This is a genomic window from Enterobacter sp. BIDMC 26 (assembly GCF_000534435.1).
Lineage (GTDB): Bacteria > Pseudomonadota > Gammaproteobacteria > Enterobacterales > Enterobacteriaceae > Enterobacter > Enterobacter ludwigii.
Genome location: NZ_KI973182.1, coordinates 2,515,493 through 2,534,782 on the forward strand (window position 1 = coordinate 2,515,493; position 19,290 = coordinate 2,534,782).

Here is a 19,290-nt window from a genome sequence, read left to right on the forward strand (position 1 = left end):
TATTGAATAAAATCAAACTCCACAGTATGATGAATACTATCTATAATGCACCCACTCAACATAAATATATTTCAGGGCGGGTTTATAAAGTCCATATCCTATGAGCAAGACCACTACACCTTCCCCGACTGGAATAAAGCGGTAAGGATTGGCAGAAAAGAAGTAGCAGTATACAGAGTAAACTATACTGATAGTTCCTGGTGTCATCCCGATGCTGGCAATGATCCGTGAGACAATGATAAGTATGAAATCTTTTATGTTCATAACGTTCAATTTAAACCAGGTGCCTAATAAAACTAATAATGATCCTCCCATTTTTTATGAATTTTTGGGAATGCATATAGATAGATTACATATCCAACGCATGTAACAACAAAAGCCAACCCTCCAAAGCAGAATTTGTTCTCTTGCTCTGATACAAAAAAGAACCAACAAGACATAATAAGTCCCACAAGAACTAAAGTTGCCCCAACAGCACAAACACCCTTAAAAAAGACAAAAATAATAGTGCTTTTAAAATTCATAAGTCACCAAAAAAGCATTTACAAATCTCATTAAACTCTTCTGAGTTGCATTCACCAATGGCGCATGCCATTTCAAATGGCTTTACTGTATCTTCAACAAGAAAATATAAAAGGTCCACATCCCCCATACCTTTTAATTTATAATAAACTTTAGGATTCCTGCCTCGTAAATATCGTGACGTATAAATAGCACGTGATGCTTCTGCACCAATCGAAAGTAATGATCCAATGACGGTCCCCGCAAACAGTGCCGTTGTTGCTCGATCCGAAATCACATATCCTCGCTGCACGCCGGTCAATTGTGAAAAAAGTGCTTTCCCCACACTACTGCCAGTAATTTGAAGACCGACAGCAGATATATCAACCCGGGAGATGAAATCATCGATAAATGGCTTGATGATGTTATAAACAGTTTCTTTATCAAAAGTGATAGTTTTGATCAGCCTTGCTAACCGAAATTTATCATCCTGATTCTCTCTGCGGTGTTCAGTGTCTATAAAATCATAGCCAAGATAGGCAAAGCTAACGGGTAAGGAAATAACGCCTTTAGCCACGGCGCCGACAAAACCGGATCCATCGATATTAATGGCCTCAAGCATATCTCTGGCAATCTCTTTTGCGCTGTCCATATCACTACCCATCAATTACAGAACCAGAGCGCACATCAAACTCCAGCCCGATACCCTCTTCCTCACTCCAACCCATAATCAGAGACGTTGGTTTCTGTTTCGCGGCCATGTGAGTCAGCAGTTGTTGACTCAGCACAGGCAGAATTTGTTGATTGAGCAGACTGTCAACGTTACGCGCGCCGGTATCCGGCAGCAGACAGGCGGCAGTCAGCGCGTCATACAGGCTCTCATCAATCTGCGTGGTCAGGCCGTAATGACGATGCAGGCGCCTGCTCACCTGCGAGAGTTTCATTTCCACGATGGTGCGCATGGCAGCCTCATGTAGCGGGCGGTAAATCACCGTCTGGAAACGGGCCAGCAGCGCCGGCTGGAAGTGGTCACGTAAAATCGGGCGCAGCAGTTCCTGTAGATCGCTTTCGCTGGCCTTCGGCTGTTCGTCCAGCAGTTGCATGATGTGGTCGCTGCCGAGGTTGGAGGTCATCAGAATTACGGTATTACGGAAGTCGATTTCTCGCCCTTCTCCGTCGCGCATAAAGCCGCGGTCGAAGACCTGATAGAACACGCGGTGCGCCTTTTCCACTTCATCCAGCAGCACCACGCTGTACGGACGCTTGCGCACCGCTTCGGTCAGAATGCCGCCCTGGCCATAACCGACATAGCCCGGAGGCGAGCCCTTCAGCTGGGAAACCGTGTGCGGCTCCTGGTATTCAGAAAGGTTGATGGTAATCAGCGACTTTTCGCCGCCGTACAGCACATCGGTTAGCGCCAGCGCTGTTTCGGTTTTCCCCACACCGCTCGGGCCAACCAGCAGAAATACCCCCTGAGGGCCGTTCTCCGACGTAAGCCCGGTTTTCGCGGCACGCAGGCGATGGGCGATGGCTTCAAGCGCCCTATCCTGGCCGACCACGCGCTTGCCCATTTCGTTTCCCAGACTCAGCAGTTCAGTCTGCTCGTCTTTCATCAAGGAAGACAGCGGCACGCCTGTCCAGTCGGCAATAACGGTGGCCACGGTACGCACATCCACATCAACGGAAAGTAGCGGGTTGTCGTGTTGCATACCATTCAGCGCTTGCTGCAGCTTATGGGCCTCACTCTGGCGGGATATATCCTGACGGCATTCCAGCAGTTGTTCGGTGAGTTTCAGTTCCTGGCCGTACTGGGTTTCAAGTTCATCAAGTGCAATGATAAGGGTATTTTCTTCCCGCTCGATGGCGGTCAGTCGACCACCATGGCCCTTGTTGCCGACGGCGATATCTTCCAGCAGCGCCTGCTTCTCCATTTCAAGCGAGGTCATCTGCGCGCGAATGCGGGTCAACTGTTCGGGTACGGTATCGAGGCTCATACGCACGCGGGCAGCGGCGGTGTCCAGCAGGTCAATGGCCTTGTCAGGCAGCTGACGACCGGTTAGATAGCGACGAGATAGCGTGACCGCGGCACGGACCGCGTCATCAGTGATATGCACATTATGATGTTCGGCATAGCGCGATTTCAGGCCACGTAGCATCAGGCAAGCGGTATCGTCGTCCGGTTCGTCCACTTTCACCATCTGGAAGCGGCGCTCCAGCGCGGCATCGCGCTCAAAATATTGTTTATATTCAGACCAGGTGGTGGCAGCAATGGTTCTGAGTTCGCCGCGAGCCAGCGCAGGTTTTAGCAGGTTGGCCGCATCTGCCCCGCCCGCCTGGTTACCAGCACCGATAAGGGTGTGAGCTTCATCGATAAACAGTAAAATCGGCACTGGCGATTGCTGCACAGCATCGATGACATTTTTAAGACGCTGTTCAAATTCTCCTTTCACGCCCGCGCCCGCCTGCAGCAGACCGAGGTCAAGCGTGCGCAGAACAACCGGCTTGAGGGCTTCCGGTACGTTGCCCCCGGCGATGCGTAATGCAAGCCCCTCCACCAGCGCGGTTTTCCCCACGCCCGGCTCACCGACCAGAATCGGGTTGTTCTTACGACGGCGCGAGAGAATGTCGACCATCTGACGGATTTCCGTATCACGCCCGAACACCGGATCAATCTTGCCCTCTTTAGCTTTGGCGGTGACATCGAGGGTGAATTTATCCAGTGCGTTTTGCAGCGCCGGGCTGAGTTCGCCTTCTTTCAGTTCTGCACCGACCGGACGGCCGACAAGCTCCACTTCACCACCATGTTCTTGTGACAGTTGCTCTTCGTGTTGCACCTCCGGGCGTTCGTCTGACTGCGCATCCAGCAAAGGACGAAGGTGTTCAAATTGACGCTGGCCCAGCGTCAGCAAAGGCCACAGCCCGTCACAGTGAGCAAGTCGCTGATTTTCCGTCAGCGCCATAAGAAGGTGAATGCTACGGATGTGCTCTTCACCTGCCAGCGAAGCCAGCATCCAGGCTTCCTGCATCAGTTTCTGAAGCTCGGCAGATAACTGCGGGCGGGTGCGCACCGAACGCGGTTGATTATCCAGCCAGCCGAGCAAACCCTGCCAGATGCTGTCCATATCCCACTCGTAGCGACGTGCCAGTAACGTCAGGTCTCCCTCCCCCTGCTCCAGCAATTTCAGCAGCCAGTGCTCAGGCAGGATTTCTGCATGGGCACGGGTCTGGCAGAGTGAAGCCGCCCCTTCCATCGCGCGGGCACAGTACGGATTCAGACGACGTAACAGGATGGCTGGATTTTCCATTTTTCTCTCTCTTGATGGCTCCGGGCACGCTACCGCCCTTCGCTGTTTCCCGTTCAGGGGACCAAAGCGCATACAGTCGGGCAGGCAGATTGTGGGGTTCTTTGCTCAGCGCCCGTAATGACAGACGCTCGGCAAAAAAGCGGACAGAAAAGCCCTGTCCGCTTCGTGACTTACGCGGTGGCGCGTTCGTTCCAGGAATCGGAATGAATGATGTTGCCGTCCTTGTAGGTCCAGGTGATTTTTTCGTAACGCAGTTCTATACGCTCAAGGTGGTTGTGCTTCTCTTTTGCAGGATCCTTGATGTCATACATTTCAGGATTTACTTTCACCACTTTCACGTTTTCCAGTCTGGTGTTGAAGTACTCCACTTCCTGGCCCGCATCGTTGATTTTGTACCACTTGAATTCTGCAGATTTCAGGGTCTGACCGGTGGTCACAGCTTTGTACAGGTACGGACTGGACGAATCGATTTCTTTGGTAAACAGAAACGGCGTGTGGATACGGGTGCCAGTCAGCTTGCCGGTGTTGTTATCGGTCGGGATGTACAGATTATGTTCCTGAGCGACCACTTCGATGCTGCCTTCGCGATCCTGGACGTCTACAGACCCTTTAATGTCCGCACCGCCGTCGTCTTTCAGCCAAAGATAAACAGGAATTGCCATGGAATTACTCTCCATTTAATTGTGATGCGCCATCATCCTGCGATGGCGCCGGGTGTTTGCCCGGTATCTGACAGGCATTGGCCTGCGGTACCAGACTGATTTCGACACGACGGTTGAGCGCACGCCCTTCCACAGTGTCGTTGGTTGCGGCAGGACGGCTTTCGCCATAGCCCTGCACCGCAAAACAGCTTTCCGGCACATCGCCGGTGTCACGCATCCAGTTACGCACCGCTTCAGCACGTTTCAGTGACAGCGTCTGGTTCAGTTGCGGATTGCCGGTGTTATCGGTATGTCCGGACACGACAATCAGCCAGCCCGGTTTCGCCTTAACGCCGACCAGAGAATGCACCAGCATTTTGGTTGACCCGGCCTTCAGCGCCGATTTACCGGAATCAAACAACGACATACTGTCGAGTCGAATGGTTTTCGGACCCTGAATGATTTTCTTAATGACCGGTGGAGGCGGTGGCGGAGGTGCCCAGTCGCTGACGGCTGCCTCAACAGGCGGAACCAGCCGCAGTCCCTGATACAGACCCAGGCGATAACGCAGCGGCTCCCCACGGCGCTGCCAGTCGTCCAGCAATGCCCGATCAGCCCGCAACCGCTGCTGCGCCCGCAATTTCGGCGCAGCCGGTGTGCCGGTCAGATGTTGGTATAATGCAAGATGGTCGCTGACATTGCGGATCAAGCGCTGGTTGTTCAACCAGGACGCCAGCATAGCCAGCGCAAGGAAAATGCCCCCCAGCAGCCCGGCATAACGCCAGTACACCATCCTGCGGCTGACGCCACGTCGGCGCGGTAACGCCGCCAGCAGTAATTCAGGCAGCGGCAGGGGTTCTGGGGTAACGGCAGTATCCGGTGGCAGCGCCGTCACGGCGGTGATGTGCTGTTGCCAGAGATTGCCCGTGATACCGTTCACCGGTGCCATACATATGCCCTGCACGCAGGGCGTCATCACCGGCAGCTCGCCCTGTCGTACCGACAGCAGGTCATTGACCGCACAACTCTGCCAGGCAAGCAGACTGTCCAGCCATAGGCTCTGGCTCAGACGGGAAAGTCGTCCGTCTGTTTCGGTCTCGCGGGTCCATTCCGTCAGTGACATATTTCCCTGACCGGGTTGATATACCTGAATACCGCTCCGTTGACTTACGGAGGTAAACCAGACGGACTCTGCATCCGTGCAGGCCGCTGGTGGCGATACCCAGGTCACGGTCCACAGTGGAGGGATCGTGCCGAATGCCGCACGGCACTGGACGACAGCACGCTGCCATCCCCGCAGCGACTGTGTAAAATCATCACCGGATGTGTGTAGCTCGGGTACCACCGCCAGCATGACGGAGATTTGCGATACCAGGGCCGGGCGAACCAGACTCAGGTGCTGTGCAAAGAGAGGCAGCTGTTCCGCATCCTTCACCCATAAATACCAGCCCTGTCGGGTTTCCCGGTGACGGTATCCAGACATAAACAGCAGGACGTTATCACCACAGGCGAGGATCACCGCCCCCTGAAAATCTTCCGGCGGCAGGATTTCATCCATAATCCCCCGGACAGCGGTGACGCGGATCTGAGAAGCCTGATGCTGACGCCAGAACATTACCCCGGACACCAGAACAACCAGCAGGCTGAGCGCCACACGGCTGCCCGTGGACAGTGGCCAGAATCCCAGGATGAGCCACAGCGCCAGCACGGCACCCAGGGCAGTTAACAGACTTCGGTATACATCCCGCATCGCTTACCCCGGCCTGACAGTCTGGCTTACCAGCTCGGCAAGCGAAGACGAAAGGAAGAACCAGAGAGCCGCCAGGGCAACAGTGGCCGCAATCCAGGACAGCCAGTACCACCGACGGCCGCTGCGCAGGCGTGAAGCGCGGGAAACAATGGGGGCGTCCTGTGCCAACGTGAAGGCCGGTACCCGTTCAGCGAGCGCGCGAACAATATCCTCGCGACGCTCGTCGTCCTGGGCGCGATACTGACCAACGAATCCCAGCTGCAGGGTCCGGTACATGCAGGTCAGGACGGCGGCATCAGGGGCGGTTTCTTTCAGCAGTTTCCGGATCCGTTCCCACAGTTCCTCCCCGGCATTAAGGGTGCCAAAAAAATGTGCCTGCAACGGATCACGCCGCCAGGTCAGGTATCCATCATCGGTGGTTCCCCTGTTCATCACGCTCTCATCAAGCAGTGCACACAGGGCATACACCATATGGTCGCGGCTGATATTGCTGTAGCCTGCCTCCGTGAGCGCAATCTTCGCCTCCTGCACCAGACGGCTGGCCCGGCGATAGAGCCCTTCTCCATCACGGACTTCCTGCCCACCGCGTAGCTGGCTGGCCATCAGCCAGCCAGGGTAGAAGATACGTTCTAACTGGCTGAGTTCGGATTTGTTCATGTGCGCAGCACCGCAAAGAGTTCAAGGTTCACATCCCCCAGCGAACGCGGGGTATAGAAGGTGCAGTTGCCCATTTCAAGCATCGCTCTTGCCGCCTGAGTATTGAGATCAAGAGAGAAATACTGGTTCTCAAGACGTAACGGGATAGCGGCCGGAACATGCGTCAGAGGCTTGATAATCATCCCGCTCAGGGCCACATTCACTACATCCGAAACATCATCAAAGCTGCCCGCTTTACACAACTGCGGGAACTTCGTCTGAAGTTCATGGTTCGGCATGGTGGAGCGTACGGAGAGATAGAAGTCCGCCCCTTCGCGCAGACGCGCATCGTGCAGGACACCCTTCCAGATCTGGTCCTGATGTTCGAGGTGGATACTCACTACTCTCGACGGCAGGCTCGCTTCCAGCAGCTTATCGAGCAGTGCCAACAACGGTGGGAATACCCGTTCCGGTGTATCGTGCTGATAAGCAGGAATGTCTCCGGCATCGTGCTCCAGTGAGAAGGTCAGCAGGCTGCCGGCCAGACGGGTCAGTTCGCGATACAGCAGTTCCGGGTGCCGTGCAGGTGTCTGCAGGAGTTCCGTCAGCACCGGCTCGGCGCTGTTCAGGGCATTAAGCAGCCAGAACAGGGAGACATCCGCAACCGCAAAGTCGGCCATCCGCTCATTGCTCTCACGACGCATCGCCATCAGACGTCGGCGGCGGGCCTGCAGCCGGACCACCAGGTCGCCCAGTTCGGTGGTCAGCAGTGGGCTTGCAGAAACGGAAAGCATCGGCGGGATGAAAGCCGGGTCCCTGCTCCACTGTCCCTGCGCATTACGCACCAGACGTGCCACCGGGCAGGTCAGCCAGGCCGTGTTTTCCTGACTGGACAGACGCAGGGTGAGCGCATTACGCAGAATGGCGAGTTCTCCGCTTTCATGGCCAGCCAGTTCCTGCACCACTATACGTTCGGCTTTCCAGCGACGCGGGCGTTCACTGTCCTGCCCGTTATCTAGGTTGCCGCCACTGGCGCTCAGCAGGGGCAGTGCGACAACCACGTCAACAGCCTCAGAACCGTTTGCGGCGGATAAATCACAGACCGGCGGAAGATTATCCGCCAGGCCCGTATCAACAATCGTGCCATCCTGAAAACGAACCACCAGACGGGTGGCATTCAGGCGCGAGAGCACCAGTGCGGCATCATCAAATTCAGCCGCAACCACACCCCAGGGATGCGAAATTCCCATTCGGGCGACCATGTCGGCAACATGCTCACTCCAGCGTGCCTGCTGCTGGAACTGTTGTGGGGCAAGAGCTGCCCCATCCTCCCAAAGCGGGCGATAAATTTTCATCCCTGATTTCCCCTCGCCTTACGATTTGGCTTTCGGCATCTGAGAAACCAGAGACAGATTGACGTCCATCCCTTCCACCTGGAAGTGCGGTACGGCGTACAGCTTCACGCGGAAGAAGCCCGGGTTATCTTCGATATCTTCCACCACCACTTTCGCATCGCGCAGTGGGTGGGACGCCTGCAGCTCATCGCCAGGATCGGTCATTTCCGTCACCAGACCGCGAACCCAGGTGTTCAGCTCCAGCTCCAGAAGACGACGATCCTTAGTGGTGCCGATGTTTTCGCGCTGAATGAGCTTCAGGTAGTGCGCGATACGTGACAACAAGAAGATATACGGCAGGCGAGCGTTAATGCGGCTGTTGGCCGTCGCATCGGCGGTATCGTAAAGCGCCGGTTTCTGCGTGGAGTTCGCAGAGAAAAAGCACGCGTAGTCGCGATTTTTGTAGTACGACAATGGAATGAAACCCAGGTTGGCAAATTCAAATTCACGCGTCTCAGGGATCATCACTTCAGACGGGATCTTCACCTGATTGCCAGTGCCCAGATCGTATAAATGGATAGGCAGATCCTGTACAGCACCACCAGCCTGCGGGCCACGTATCTGTACACACCAACCGTTGTTGATAAAGCTGCGTACCATATTGGTCGCAAAGGCAAAGGAAGCATTGGTCCACAAATATCTATTGTGATCCGGACCTTTCACTTCTTCGACGTAGTTGAAGCTACGCACAGGTACGGTATCCGGACCATAAGGCAGGCGCCCCAGTACACGCGGCATAACCAGACCGATATAGCGGGAATCATCCGTCTCGCGGAAGGATTTCCACTTGATGTACTCAGCGCGGTCAAAGTAGTTGCCGATATCCTTGATGGCCGCCACATCCTCCATACTGTCTTTCAGGAAGAATTTCGGGCCGGCAGAACCGATAAATGGCATATGTGCAGCAGCAGACACTTTAGAGATGCTGCGCAGCAGGGCTACATCCTGGGCAGACGCATCAAATTCGTAAGCGGAAATCAGCGCAGCAATCGGCTCGCCACCCGGGGTATCATACTCATCAATATATGTATGTTTATACAGCCCACTCTGGACGATTTCCGGGCAATCTTCAAAGTCCTGACGCAGGTCTTCTTTAGACATATCCAGTAGTTCAACTTTCACGTTCTGGCGAAAATCGGTTTTGTCGACAAGAGATTTCACACCGCGCCACAGACTTTCTACCGCCTGAAAGTCTTCATGATGCATAACAGCATCAAGCTGACGGCTGATCTGGTAATCCAGTTCCGCGATATGGTGGTCAATCAGGTTTTTATCGAGTTTCTCAACTTTTGAGCCCACTTTTGTCAGACATTCCAGGAACACCTTCATGCCGGCAGTTAAACGTTCGTCTGCTGTTGCATCCGACATCGCCTGTGCATCCTGCCAGATATCAAGCGCACTTAGCTCAGAGACAGGGTTAAGATTGATTTTTTCAAACAGGGACGCATATACCCCGCCTGCTGCAGGACGTTCAAGCACTACGCTCTCGTTACCCGCGGCATTCTCATTTTTTACAGACATCAACATATTCCTTATTAATCCGTTAAAAGCACATGGCCGTTATGGCTGTTTCGGGGCCAGGGCTGAGAGTTCGGCTCTGAGTTCTGCACTTAATGCAGGATCGAGAAGAATTTTTTCCAGCTCTTTTCGGAAAGCCTGGTTATCAAGGAGATTGGCTTTTAAATCGCGAAGCAAATTGCGCATGGAAAGCATGGCCTTCAGCTGAGGTATTTGCCGCGAAACCTGCTCCGGAGAGAAATCATTAATACTCTGGAATGTCAGATTGATGTTGTCCTCACTACCATCACCAGCAAGCGTGTTTTTAACGGTAATATTTACGATTGGGGAATATTCGGAAAGAACAGAGTCAAAGTTGTTTTTATTCAGATTAACTTTTTTGCGCTCCGATAGTGGTGCAGTCTCCTGACCATTACTGAAGTCTCCCGCCACCAGTAATTTCAGGGGGAGCTCAGTTTTCTTGCTCGCTCCGCCCGTATGCAAATCAAGCTTTAAATTAATACGTGCCTTGGGTATTTCGGACTGAAAAGAAGAGTTAGACATGGCTATCCCTGTTTTATGGAGTTATAAAAACGGTCAATGCCAGTGAGAAATTAATAAGAAAGGCAAACCCAGCCAGAACAGCTTCCAGGTTCACGTCATCGGACGAAAATCAAAACCCCGGAATTAAAAGCGGGCACATTCCATTCACCAGCATATCGACATTGTGTTTTTGAGCTTTTGTCTGAAATGAAAAAAATTTCGGATAAGACCCAATAGCCGGAGTGTAGGAACGTTCCCTGCCCGATCGGAAACCAAAAAATGTAACAAAACGTTGCCGCTAAAAATCTTAACAACCAAAGATCATCTTTCTGATTTATAAGAATTTTCTTGCACACCCCTTTAACCCTTATGAAATAAGGGTGTACAGTAAGTGATCAATTTAATTTAGGGGCTATTTTGTATAAAATCTCATCAATCACATGAAATATCTGATTTTGTACTTTTATCAAAAATGAAAGGCAGAACATGCCTGCCTATGTGAAAAAATTGGCGACATTTACAGGCCTTCACCATTTTTTATTATTTACTTAAATGAGTTTTATTATTTTCATCAGAAAAGTAAATATCACGGGGACTTTATGGATGCCTCATCCCAGTGCCAGTGATAGGTAAATCTCAGGCATCAATCGAGGAGTGGGCACAACCTTGAACAACAACCCTATCTTGTTGCTAAAATCAGGGTTCCAGGGATACAGAGGGGACGACGCTGACACGACGTCATTAAAGTTGGTTTTGAAATCTGTATAACACCGTCTGGTGCAACGTTGTTGATTTAACTTTCCTGAAAGATATCATCACGCCCTTAACCGGGCCCCCTCTGTAACCCAAAGCATGCTCTCACTTTATATAATAAAGGGTCATTCCTGCCGTTGCATTCCTGCAGGGGACACCATGCTCTCATCGGCGCGTCGATACACCGGCACAAGGCGAGTCGTTCCGGTAAGATTATCAAATACCTGTTTTTCCGCAGTGGTAATTCTCATTCCGGCCTTTCTCAGACGCGACACCTCAGCAGCAATCCGCTGGATCCCAAACCAGAACAGCGCATCGAGTGCGGTTACCTCCAGACCACTTAACAGAGCACGCTTCAGACGTTCCGTGGGGGGCTTAATTTCTTTGGCTATCTGCAGAAAAGGTTCCGCGGTCAATTGTGTCGCTTCCATTCGCCGTATACGTGTGGACAGATGATATTGAAAAACGTCAGGAACATCGCTCAAATCGGACTTCACGCTCCAGACACAGCCAAACCGTTTCCCGTTAAAAATGACATTCTTCTGGCTGAGCTGCAGTTCATCACGCAACCCGGCAATTAACTGAGGTGTCCGCACGAGCAGCAGGCGGAAAGGCAGCTCAAAGCTGGTAACGTAATCGACATTGGTCAGGGCAATACGCAGACGCGCCTCGGCCCCGGCCTGCATCGCCTTGCACTCGCTTAAAACGTCGGCCCACTGACGGGTAAGACGCGGAGGTTCATTCGCCTCGGTAAATCTGTATTTTTCAATCTGATAATCGATTTGCTCTGTCACCCGCTTTTCCCTGTCAGTCACGTTTTAGCCGCTAAAGAGAATTTAGCAGCACAGGTTATTATGCTCCAGAGGTGATGTGCAGTGATTGAACCCTCATTTATACGGGTTATGTTATTCCGTATTACAATTCCACTGCTTTACTCCACAGGCCCTCTTCTCTTTAGGCAGCCACCATGAAACAAATCACGCTCTCCGATTTGAAGCAACAAAGTGAAGCGGCGGCTAACGCCCCGCGTTTACGCGCGCATCGTAACTTTCATCCTGAACTGAGCGACCCGGTTCAGCGACTGGCCATCGCGATGGAACCTGGCACCTATGTTCGCCCTCATCGTCATCCGCATACCTTTGAGCTGTTACTTCCCCTTCGCGGGCGTTTTGTCGTGCTGAATTTTGACGACCAGGGCGTCGTCACCCGTCGCGTCGTATTAGGTGAAGCGTGTATGGCGCTGGAGATGGAGGCGGGAACCTGGCATGCCGTACTGTCACTGGATCATGGCGGCGTTATTTTTGAAGTTAAACACGGTGGCTATCAACCGGTGGCTGATGAGGATTTCGTTACCTGGGCCCCCGCCGAGGGAGAGCCCGATACAGCCGCGCTGATGGCATGGTATAAACAGGTACAGCCTGGCGATGCGGCCTGGAAAGCATAACGACTGCTTTCAAAATATCCAAACAGATGCCGTCGCGCATCTGTTCTGGTTTATAAAAACAGAAAAATCAAAGACCTTTCGAATTGCCGCTTTTTTAATCAAGCACGAGTAATAGCACATACCGTATAAAGGGTGCTACATTATACCGCCCACCCAACGTCAGCAATGGCCAGGCAACGCCGTAAAGATCGGTAAAGCCTGCAACCATGACCTTGTACTACGGTCTAACAGGTACGTGGTTACGCAATGCGTGACTTTCACCGACTTTATATAGGTTCCCATTATTTTGTCACAATCCAAATTCAAACGCGCGTTTCTGCACCCGCGTTACTGGTTCACATGGTTTGGTCTTGGCGTGCTCTGGTTACTGGTTCAGCTTCCTTATCCCGTAATCCGCATTCTGGGCTCCAGGCTTGGCAGCGCATCGCGTCACTTCCTTAAACGTCGTGAGTCTATTGCGCGTAAAAATCTCGAACTTTGCTTTCCACAGTACAATGCGGAACAGCGCGAAAAACTGATTGCTGAAAACTTTAAATCTATCGGCATGGCTCTGCTTGAAACCGGCATGGCATGGTTCTGGTCTGATGAACGTGTTCGTAAATGGTTTGATGTGGAAGGCCTGGATAACCTGAAACGTGCCCAGTTGCAAAACCGCGGCGTGATGGTGGTCGGCGTTCACTTTATGTCTCTGGAACTGGGGGGTCGCGTCATGGGGCTATGCCAGCCGATGATGGCAACCTACCGTCCGCACAACAGCGCCGTGATGGAATGGGTGCAGACACGTGGTCGTATGCGCTCGAATAAGGCGATGATCAGCCGTAACAACCTGCGCGGCATGGTTGGCGCACTGAAAAAAGGTGAGGCCGTCTGGTTCGCACCGGACCAGGATTATGGGCGTAAAGGCAGTAGCTTCGCTCCGTTCTTTGCGGTGAAAGATGTCGCCACGACCAATGGTACCTTTGTGATTTCACGTCTTTCCGGTGCCTCCATGTTGACCGTCACGATGGTCAGAAAAGCGGATAAATCAGGTTATCGCCTGCATATCTCCCCTGAGATGGCTAACTATCCGGAAAACGAAGGCGAAGCCGCTACGTTCATCAATAAAGTTATCGAAATGGAAATCATGCGTGCGCCTGAGCAATATCTCTGGATGCATCGCCGTTTCAAAACACGCCCTCTTGGCGAAGCCTCGCTGTATATCTAAATTCCAGAAGGTTAGTTTCGTTAAGAAACTAACCTTTTCAATGACCTGTAATCACGCTGTGTACTGTCTTTCTTTGCGTCGCTCAAAGTGAATTTATTGCGTTCTGAAATCAAACTGTCGCCGTTCCACGACACCCGTAAGTGACGGAAATTATTTAAAAAAATCCCTCTTGTCACCCCCCATTTTTAGGCGTACATTAGCGCCGTCTGGCAACAGGAAAGCACAGAATTCTGAGCGGGAGTCGGCGGTATTACGGGAAAAATCTTATTTCCGCTATAAGCCAACTTCAGCTCTCTATAATCAGGTGGACTCTGTTTTTAAATGCGTACCACAAGATACGCGGAGCGATGAAACGTGAAATATTTCTTTATGGGCATTTCGGTGATTGTTTTAGTCTGGGCCGGAACGTTTGCCCTGATGATCTAGTGAAGAACATGCAGTCAAAAAAACAGGAGCCGATGGCTCCTGTTTTTTTATGTCATGATGACGCGTGATGTTCGGTGACGCTTTTAGATGAGAGAAGTCCGTCGGCGCGGAACATACTCTTGATGCCCCTCACCGCCTGCCGGATGCGGTCACTGTTTTCAATCAGAGCGAATCGCACATGGGTGTCGCCATAATCACCAAAGCCAATGCCCGGCGAGACACATACCTTCGCGTCCTGCAGCAGCTTTTTGGCAAACTCCAGCGATCCCATTGCCGCATACGGCTCCGGAATTTTAGCCCAGACGTACATGGACGCTTTTGGCATGTCCACCATCCAGCCAGCTTCATGCAACCCTTTGACCAGCACATCACGGCGACGCTTATACTGCGCAGCAATCTCATGCACACACTGCTGATCGCCTTCAAGTGCTGCAATAGCCGCGACCTGAAGCGGGGTAAAGGTACCGTAGTCGTGATAACTCTTGATGCGCGCCAGGGCATTCACCAGCGTCTTGTTGCCCACCATAAAGCCGATGCGCCAGCCAGCCATGTTGTAGCTTTTCGACAGCGTAAAGAACTCAACCGCCACATCGCGTGCGCCAGGAACCTGCATAATCGAAGGGGCTTTCCAGCCGTCATAGACAATATCGGCATAGGCTAAATCATGCACCACCAGCACGTCGTAACGTTTGGCCAGGGCGACCACTTTTTCAAAGAAATCGAGCTCTACGCACTGCGCCGTCGGGTTCGACGGAAAACCGAGGATCATCATCTTAGGTTTCGGATAGCTTTCGCGAATCGCACGTTCCAGTTCGTTAAAGAAATCGACCCCTTCCACCAGTGGTACGGAGCGAACCTGCGCTCCGGCAATCACGGCGCCATAAATGTGAATCGGGTAGCTCGGATTGGGCACCAGTACGGTATCACCATGATCCAGAGTCGCCAGCATCAGGTGCGCCAGACCCTCTTTTGAGCCGATGGTGACAATCGCCTCGCTTTCAGGGTCGATATCGACCTGGTAGCGATCCTGATACCAGCGAGAAATTGCACGACGTAATCGAGGAATACCGCGAGAGGTAGAGTAGCCGTGCGTATCCGGACGCTGAGCAACCGTACATAACTTCTCAACAATATGCGGCGGTGTTGGGCCGTCAGGGTTACCCATGCTGAAATCGATAATGTCTTCGCCGCGCCGACGCGCAGCCATTTTCAGTTCAGCAGTGATGTTGAATACATAAGGGGGGAGACGATCGATACGCGTAAAACGGCGTTCAGGACTGAATTCAGCCATAGATTCCTCAGATTAACGTTAGCGCCCGGACCGTCCGAGCGACGCTGCCACCGATGTGGCATGTTTAGAAAATAACCTGAAAAAAATCATGCTGTCGAGAGGGAAATGAAAAAAAAGAGTGCGCGCTAAAATCGGAACCCTGCTGCATTGAAAAGCGGAAGCGTCCGAAGTGACAGCCTCTTTCTGATATCTGTTGTGTAACACGATGATATCAAAACCGTTACCTGCTCAGGCGTTATCACAAAAAAATCGGGCGACTTCAGCCCTCTCCTGATAATCCCCTTTGCAAAACAGGGTTTTTCCCCATTTGATAAACCTGACGGATAGCTGGTCAATACGCGCCAGGTTTTTTATCATGGTCCTTTCCCGTTTTCCCTGGTCTACTCGTGCACGAAATATTCAATATGCTGCTGGCGGTTTTTGACCGTGCGGCATTAATGCTGATTTGCCTGTTTTTCCTCATCCGCATTCGCCTGTTCCGCGAGCTTTTGCACAAGTCTGCGCACTCGCCAAAAGAGCTGCTGGCCGTCACCGCGATCTTCTCGCTGTTCGCGTTGTTCAGCACCTGGTCCGGCGTGCCGGTCGAGGGATCGCTGGTTAACGTGCGTATCATTGCCGTCATGTCCGGCGGGATTTTGTTTGGTCCGTGGGTCGGCGTCATCACCGGACTGATTGCCGGTACGCACCGTTACCTGATTGATATCGGTGGCGTGACGGCAATTCCCTGTTTTATTACCAGTATTATTGCCGGGGTACTGTCAGGATGGATTAACCGCAAGATCCCGAAAAAGCAGCGCTGGCGCGCCGGGATCATCGCCGGCATGGTGTGCGAAACGCTGACCATGATCCTGGTGGTGGTGTGGGCCCCCACTATCGCACTGGGGCTGGATATCGTTTCGAAAATCGGTATTCCCATGATCCTCGGCAGCGTCTGCATCGGTTTTATCGTGCTGCTGGTACAAAGCGTTGAGGGAGAAAAAGAGGCCAGTGCCGCGCGTCAGGCCAAGCTTGCGCTGGATATCGCCAACAAAACGCTGCCACTCTTCCGCCATGTGAACGCGGAGTCATTACGTCAGGTCTGCGATATTATCCGCCGCGATATTCATGCCGATGCGGTCGCCATTACCAATAACGACCACGTACTGGCTTACGTCGGCGTCGGGGAACACAATTACCGCGATAATGACGATACCATTAGCCCCACCACCCGACAGGCGATCAACTACGGTAAAATCATCATTAAGAACAATGATGAAGCTCACCGAACGCCGGAAATCCACTCCATGCTGGTGATTCCGCTGTGGGAAAAAGGCGTGGTAACGGGCACACTAAAAATCTACTACTGCCACGCGCACCAGATCACCTCCACGCTTCAGGAGATGGCCATCGGCCTGTCGCAGATTATCTCTACCCAGTTGGAAGTTTCCCGTGCAGAACAGCTGCGCGAGATGGCAAATAAGGCAGAGCTGCGCGCGCTTCAGAGCAAAATCAATCCTCATTTTCTGTTTAACGCGCTGAACGCCATCTCGTCCTCCATCCGGATGAATCCGGACACCGCGCGTCAGCTTATATTCAATCTGTCGCGCTACCTGCGCTACAACATTGAACTGAACGATGACGAGCAGATTGACATCAAAAAAGAGCTGTATCAGATCAAGGACTATATTGCGATTGAGCAGGCCCGTTTTGGCGACAAGCTCACGGTGATTTACGATATCGATGAAGAGGTCAACTGTGTGATCCCAAGCCTGCTGATCCAGCCGCTGGTGGAAAACGCGATTGTTCACGGCATTCAGCCGTGTAAAGGTAAAGGCGTGGTCACCATCAGCGTAACCGAAAGCGGTAACCGCGTGCGCATTGCCGTGCGCGATACCGGCCACGGTATTGATCCAAAAGTCGTTGAGCGCGTGGAGTCTAACGAAATGCCGGGCAATAAAATTGGACTGCTGAACGTGCACCATCGGGTCAAGCTGTTGTTCGGCGACGGACTGCACATTCACCGTCTCGAACCCGGCACCGAAATTGCTTTTTACGTCCCGAATGAACGCTCCCCCGTTCATGCGGCGACATCACTGTTGCCATAGGCCGGAGTAATCAATGAAAGTCATCATCGTGGAAGATGAAATTCTGGCTCAACAGGAGCTGAGCTGGCTTATCAAAACGCACAGCCAGATGGAGATTGTGGGTACCTTTGAGGATGGTCTGGACGTACTCAAGTTTTTGCAGCATAACCGGGTCGACGCCATTTTTCTGGATATCAACATTCCATCACTGGACGGTGTATTACTGGCGCAAAATATTAATCAGTTTGCCCATAAGCCGTTTATTGTTTTCGTTACCGCCTGGAAAGAGCACGCCGTAGAAGCCTTCGAACTGGAAGCGTTTGACTATATTCTGAAGCCTTACCAGGAATCGCGTATTGTCAGCATGCTGCGAAAGCTGGAAGCCGCATGGCAACAACAGGCCACGCCTGCTAACGCAAGCCCGGCGATACGTGAAAACGACACCATAAACCTGGTCAAGGATGAACGCATCATCGTGACGCCTATCGACGATATCTACTATGCCGAAGCGCACGAGAAGATGACGTTTGTCTATACACGGCGTGAATCGTACGTGATGGCAATGAACATCACCGAGTTTTGCAACAAACTGCCGGCGGCGCACTTTTTCCGCTGCCACCGTTCGTTTTGCGTCAATCTAAACAAGATCCGCGAGATCGAACCGTGGTTTAACAACACCTATATTTTGCGTCTGAAGGATCTTGATTTTCAGGTCCCGGTGAGTCGCAGCAAGGTGAAAGAGTTCCGCCAGCTGATGCATCTGTAAAAATCCCCTCTCCCGCAGGAGAGGGATAGTCGTCAGAGGATTTGACCCAGTACCTGACGCAGGTGCGCGCCCGAGCCAAGCAGGCCAGGGTTATCGTGCACAATCAGGTACACAGGGATGTCCTGCACATAGCTTCTGAAGCGACCTTTGTCTTCAAACGCACCGCGAAAGCCTGAGGCAGTAAAGAAGTCGAGGAAACGCGGTACGATCCCGCCCGCGATGTAAACTCCCCCGAAGGTGCCCAGCGTCAGCGCCAGGTTGCCGCCAAACCGTCCCATGATCACACAGAACAGCGACAGCGCACGGCGACAGTCGATGCAGCTGTCCGCAAGCGCGCGTTCGGTCACATCTTTTGGCTGCAGATTTTCCGGCAGACGGCCGTCTGATTTTACAATCGCCCGGTACAGATTCACCAGACCCGGACCGGAAAGCACGCGCTCGGCGGAGACGTGGCCGATTTCAGCACGCAGCTCTTCGAGGATAATGCCCTCTTCTTCGCTGTTGGGCGCAAAGTCCACGTGACCGCCCTCACCCGGCAGGCTTACCCAGCGCTGGTCGACGTGAACCAGATGTGAAACGCCAAGACCGGTACCGGCACCGTAGACCGCAATCGGCTTACCTTCTACTGGCGCTGTACCGCCAAATTGAATCAGATGCTCTGGCTTCAGCATCGGGATCGCCATGGACACGGCAGTAAAGTCATTGATGATTTCAAGATGCGAAAAACCAAGGTTTTTTTTCATCTCAGCGATGGAAAATGCCCAGACATGGTTGGTCATCGCCACCCAGTCACCGGTAATCGGGCAGGCAATGGCGATACATCCGTCTTCGATGCTCACCTGTTGCTCTTCAAGATAGACCCGAACAACGGCCTCAAGACTTGGATAATCCAGCCCTGAATAGGTTTTCGCCCGGGAAATTTCACCGCTATTTACATCGCATAGGGCAAGGCGAGCATTCGTGCCGCCCACATCGCCTACCAAAGCATACTTTGTCATTCTTCTACTGCTCCGCTAAAGTCAGAATAAATCTTTGGGACACTGTAAGTTCAAGGCGTGATAACAACAACGACCGGA

General features: G+C 52.5%; 16 protein-coding genes. 5 read left to right on the forward strand and 11 right to left on the reverse strand.

Translation table 11 applies throughout. From position 1 onward, the window contains the following. Positions 1–520 precede the first annotated feature (520 nt). The 9 genes from L462_RS11605 to L462_RS11565 form a co-directional block, all read right to left on the reverse strand. Complete coding sequence (locus L462_RS11605; RefSeq protein WP_032679721.1) at positions 521–1,153, reverse strand: hypothetical protein; 633 nt, start codon at positions 1,151–1,153, stop codon at positions 521–523. Positions 1,154–1,157: 4 nt separating this feature from the next. Beyond that, positions 1,158–3,806, reverse strand: a complete 2,649-nt coding sequence (tssH, locus tag L462_RS11600; RefSeq protein ID WP_032678637.1) for a type VI secretion system ATPase TssH — start codon at positions 3,804–3,806, stop codon at positions 1,158–1,160. 170 nt (positions 3,807–3,976) lie between these two features. Further along, entirely contained in the window at positions 3,977–4,468 is a 492-nt protein-coding gene (gene hcp / locus L462_RS11595; RefSeq protein WP_032678638.1) for a type VI secretion system effector Hcp, read from the reverse strand. Between the two features lie 4 nt (positions 4,469–4,472). Next, positions 4,473–6,197, reverse strand: a complete 1,725-nt coding sequence (locus L462_RS11590) for an OmpA family protein (RefSeq protein WP_181006733.1) — start codon at positions 6,195–6,197, stop codon at positions 4,473–4,475. A gap of 3 nt (positions 6,198–6,200) precedes the next feature. Then, a complete protein-coding gene (gene tssL / locus L462_RS11585) occupies positions 6,201–6,854 on the reverse strand; it encodes a type VI secretion system protein TssL, short form (protein WP_032678639.1) in 654 nt (217 codons plus the stop codon). Next, entirely contained in the window at positions 6,851–8,188 is a 1,338-nt protein-coding gene (gene tssK / locus L462_RS11580; RefSeq protein ID WP_032678640.1) for a type VI secretion system baseplate subunit TssK, read from the reverse strand. Before tssK ends, tssL begins: the two co-directional genes overlap by 4 nt. 18 nt (positions 8,189–8,206) lie before the next feature. Beyond that, entirely contained in the window at positions 8,207–9,754 is a 1,548-nt protein-coding gene (gene tssC, locus L462_RS11575; RefSeq protein WP_032678642.1) for a type VI secretion system contractile sheath large subunit, read from the reverse strand. Positions 9,755–9,787: 33 nt separating this feature from the next. Next, on the reverse strand, positions 9,788–10,288 hold the full coding sequence (tssB, locus tag L462_RS11570) for a type VI secretion system contractile sheath small subunit (protein WP_025204527.1): 501 nt from the start codon (positions 10,286–10,288) through the stop codon (positions 9,788–9,790). A gap of 857 nt (positions 10,289–11,145) precedes the next feature. Continuing rightward, positions 11,146–11,814 carry an ECs1377 family protein gene (locus tag L462_RS11565; RefSeq protein ID WP_032678644.1) on the reverse strand — a complete coding sequence of 223 codons (669 nt, stop codon included), beginning with the start codon at positions 11,812–11,814 and terminating at the stop codon, positions 11,146–11,148. Between the two features lie 173 nt (positions 11,815–11,987). Here L462_RS11565 and L462_RS11560 point away from each other — a divergent pair, with 173 nt between their 5' ends. The 3 genes from L462_RS11560 (at position 11,988) to ypdK (ending at position 14,094) form a co-directional block, all read left to right on the forward strand. Next, the gene (locus L462_RS11560; RefSeq protein ID WP_032678645.1) at positions 11,988–12,464 is read left to right on the forward strand and encodes a WbuC family cupin fold metalloprotein; all 477 of its coding nucleotides are present in this window, start codon (positions 11,988–11,990) and stop codon (positions 12,462–12,464) included. 283 nt (positions 12,465–12,747) lie between these two features. Further along, complete coding sequence (gene lpxP / locus L462_RS11555) at positions 12,748–13,668, forward strand: kdo(2)-lipid IV(A) palmitoleoyltransferase (protein ID WP_025203512.1); 921 nt, start codon at positions 12,748–12,750, stop codon at positions 13,666–13,668. Positions 13,669–14,022: 354 nt separating this feature from the next. Beyond that, on the forward strand, positions 14,023–14,094 hold the full coding sequence (gene ypdK, locus L462_RS25135) for a membrane protein YpdK (protein ID WP_099458937.1): 72 nt from the start codon (positions 14,023–14,025) through the stop codon (positions 14,092–14,094). Positions 14,095–14,146: 52 nt separating this feature from the next. On the opposite strand, the gene alaC is transcribed toward ypdK, so the two are convergent. Continuing rightward, the gene (gene alaC / locus L462_RS11550) at positions 14,147–15,385 is read right to left on the reverse strand and encodes an alanine transaminase (RefSeq protein WP_025203511.1); all 1,239 of its coding nucleotides are present in this window, start codon (positions 15,383–15,385) and stop codon (positions 14,147–14,149) included. 386 nt (positions 15,386–15,771) lie between these two features. Between alaC and L462_RS11545 the strand changes: the two genes are divergently transcribed. Further along, positions 15,772–17,469 (forward strand): sensor histidine kinase, encoded by a 1,698-nt coding sequence (locus tag L462_RS11545; RefSeq protein WP_032678646.1) that lies wholly within the window; start codon positions 15,772–15,774, stop codon positions 17,467–17,469. Between the two features lie 13 nt (positions 17,470–17,482). Beyond that, on the forward strand, positions 17,483–18,214 hold the full coding sequence (locus L462_RS11540; protein ID WP_020883103.1) for a LytR/AlgR family response regulator transcription factor: 732 nt from the start codon (positions 17,483–17,485) through the stop codon (positions 18,212–18,214). A gap of 32 nt (positions 18,215–18,246) precedes the next feature. Here L462_RS11540 and glk read toward each other — a convergent pair whose 3' ends face one another. Beyond that, positions 18,247–19,212: a glucokinase gene (gene glk / locus L462_RS11535; RefSeq protein ID WP_014171063.1), complete on the reverse strand. Its 966-nt coding sequence runs from the start codon at positions 19,210–19,212 to the stop codon at positions 18,247–18,249. Between the last annotated feature and the right edge of the window lie 78 nt (positions 19,213–19,290).

Coding starts and splice junctions, on each gene's coding strand:
- L462_RS11605 (WP_032679721.1), bottom strand. CDS start 1,153: ATGGACAGCGCAAAAGAGATTGCCAGAGATATGCTTGAGGCCATTAAT.
- tssH (WP_032678637.1), bottom strand. CDS start 3,806: ATGGAAAATCCAGCCATCCTGTTACGTCGTCTGAATCCGTACTGTGCC.
- hcp (WP_032678638.1), bottom strand. CDS start 4,468: ATGGCAATTCCTGTTTATCTTTGGCTGAAAGACGACGGCGGTGCGGAC.
- L462_RS11590 (WP_181006733.1), bottom strand. CDS start 6,197: ATGCGGGATGTATACCGAAGTCTGTTAACTGCCCTGGGTGCCGTGCTG.
- tssL (WP_032678639.1), bottom strand. CDS start 6,854: ATGAACAAATCCGAACTCAGCCAGTTAGAACGTATCTTCTACCCTGGC.
- tssK (WP_032678640.1), bottom strand. CDS start 8,188: ATGAAAATTTATCGCCCGCTTTGGGAGGATGGGGCAGCTCTTGCCCCA.
- tssC (WP_032678642.1), bottom strand. CDS start 9,754: ATGTTGATGTCTGTAAAAAATGAGAATGCCGCGGGTAACGAGAGCGTA.
- tssB (WP_025204527.1), bottom strand. CDS start 10,288: ATGTCTAACTCTTCTTTTCAGTCCGAAATACCCAAGGCACGTATTAAT.
- L462_RS11560 (WP_032678645.1), top strand. CDS start 11,988: ATGAAACAAATCACGCTCTCCGATTTGAAGCAACAAAGTGAAGCGGCG.
- alaC (WP_025203511.1), bottom strand. CDS start 15,385: ATGGCTGAATTCAGTCCTGAACGCCGTTTTACGCGTATCGATCGTCTC.
- L462_RS11540 (WP_020883103.1), top strand. CDS start 17,483: ATGAAAGTCATCATCGTGGAAGATGAAATTCTGGCTCAACAGGAGCTG.
- glk (WP_014171063.1), bottom strand. CDS start 19,212: ATGACAAAGTATGCTTTGGTAGGCGATGTGGGCGGCACGAATGCTCGC.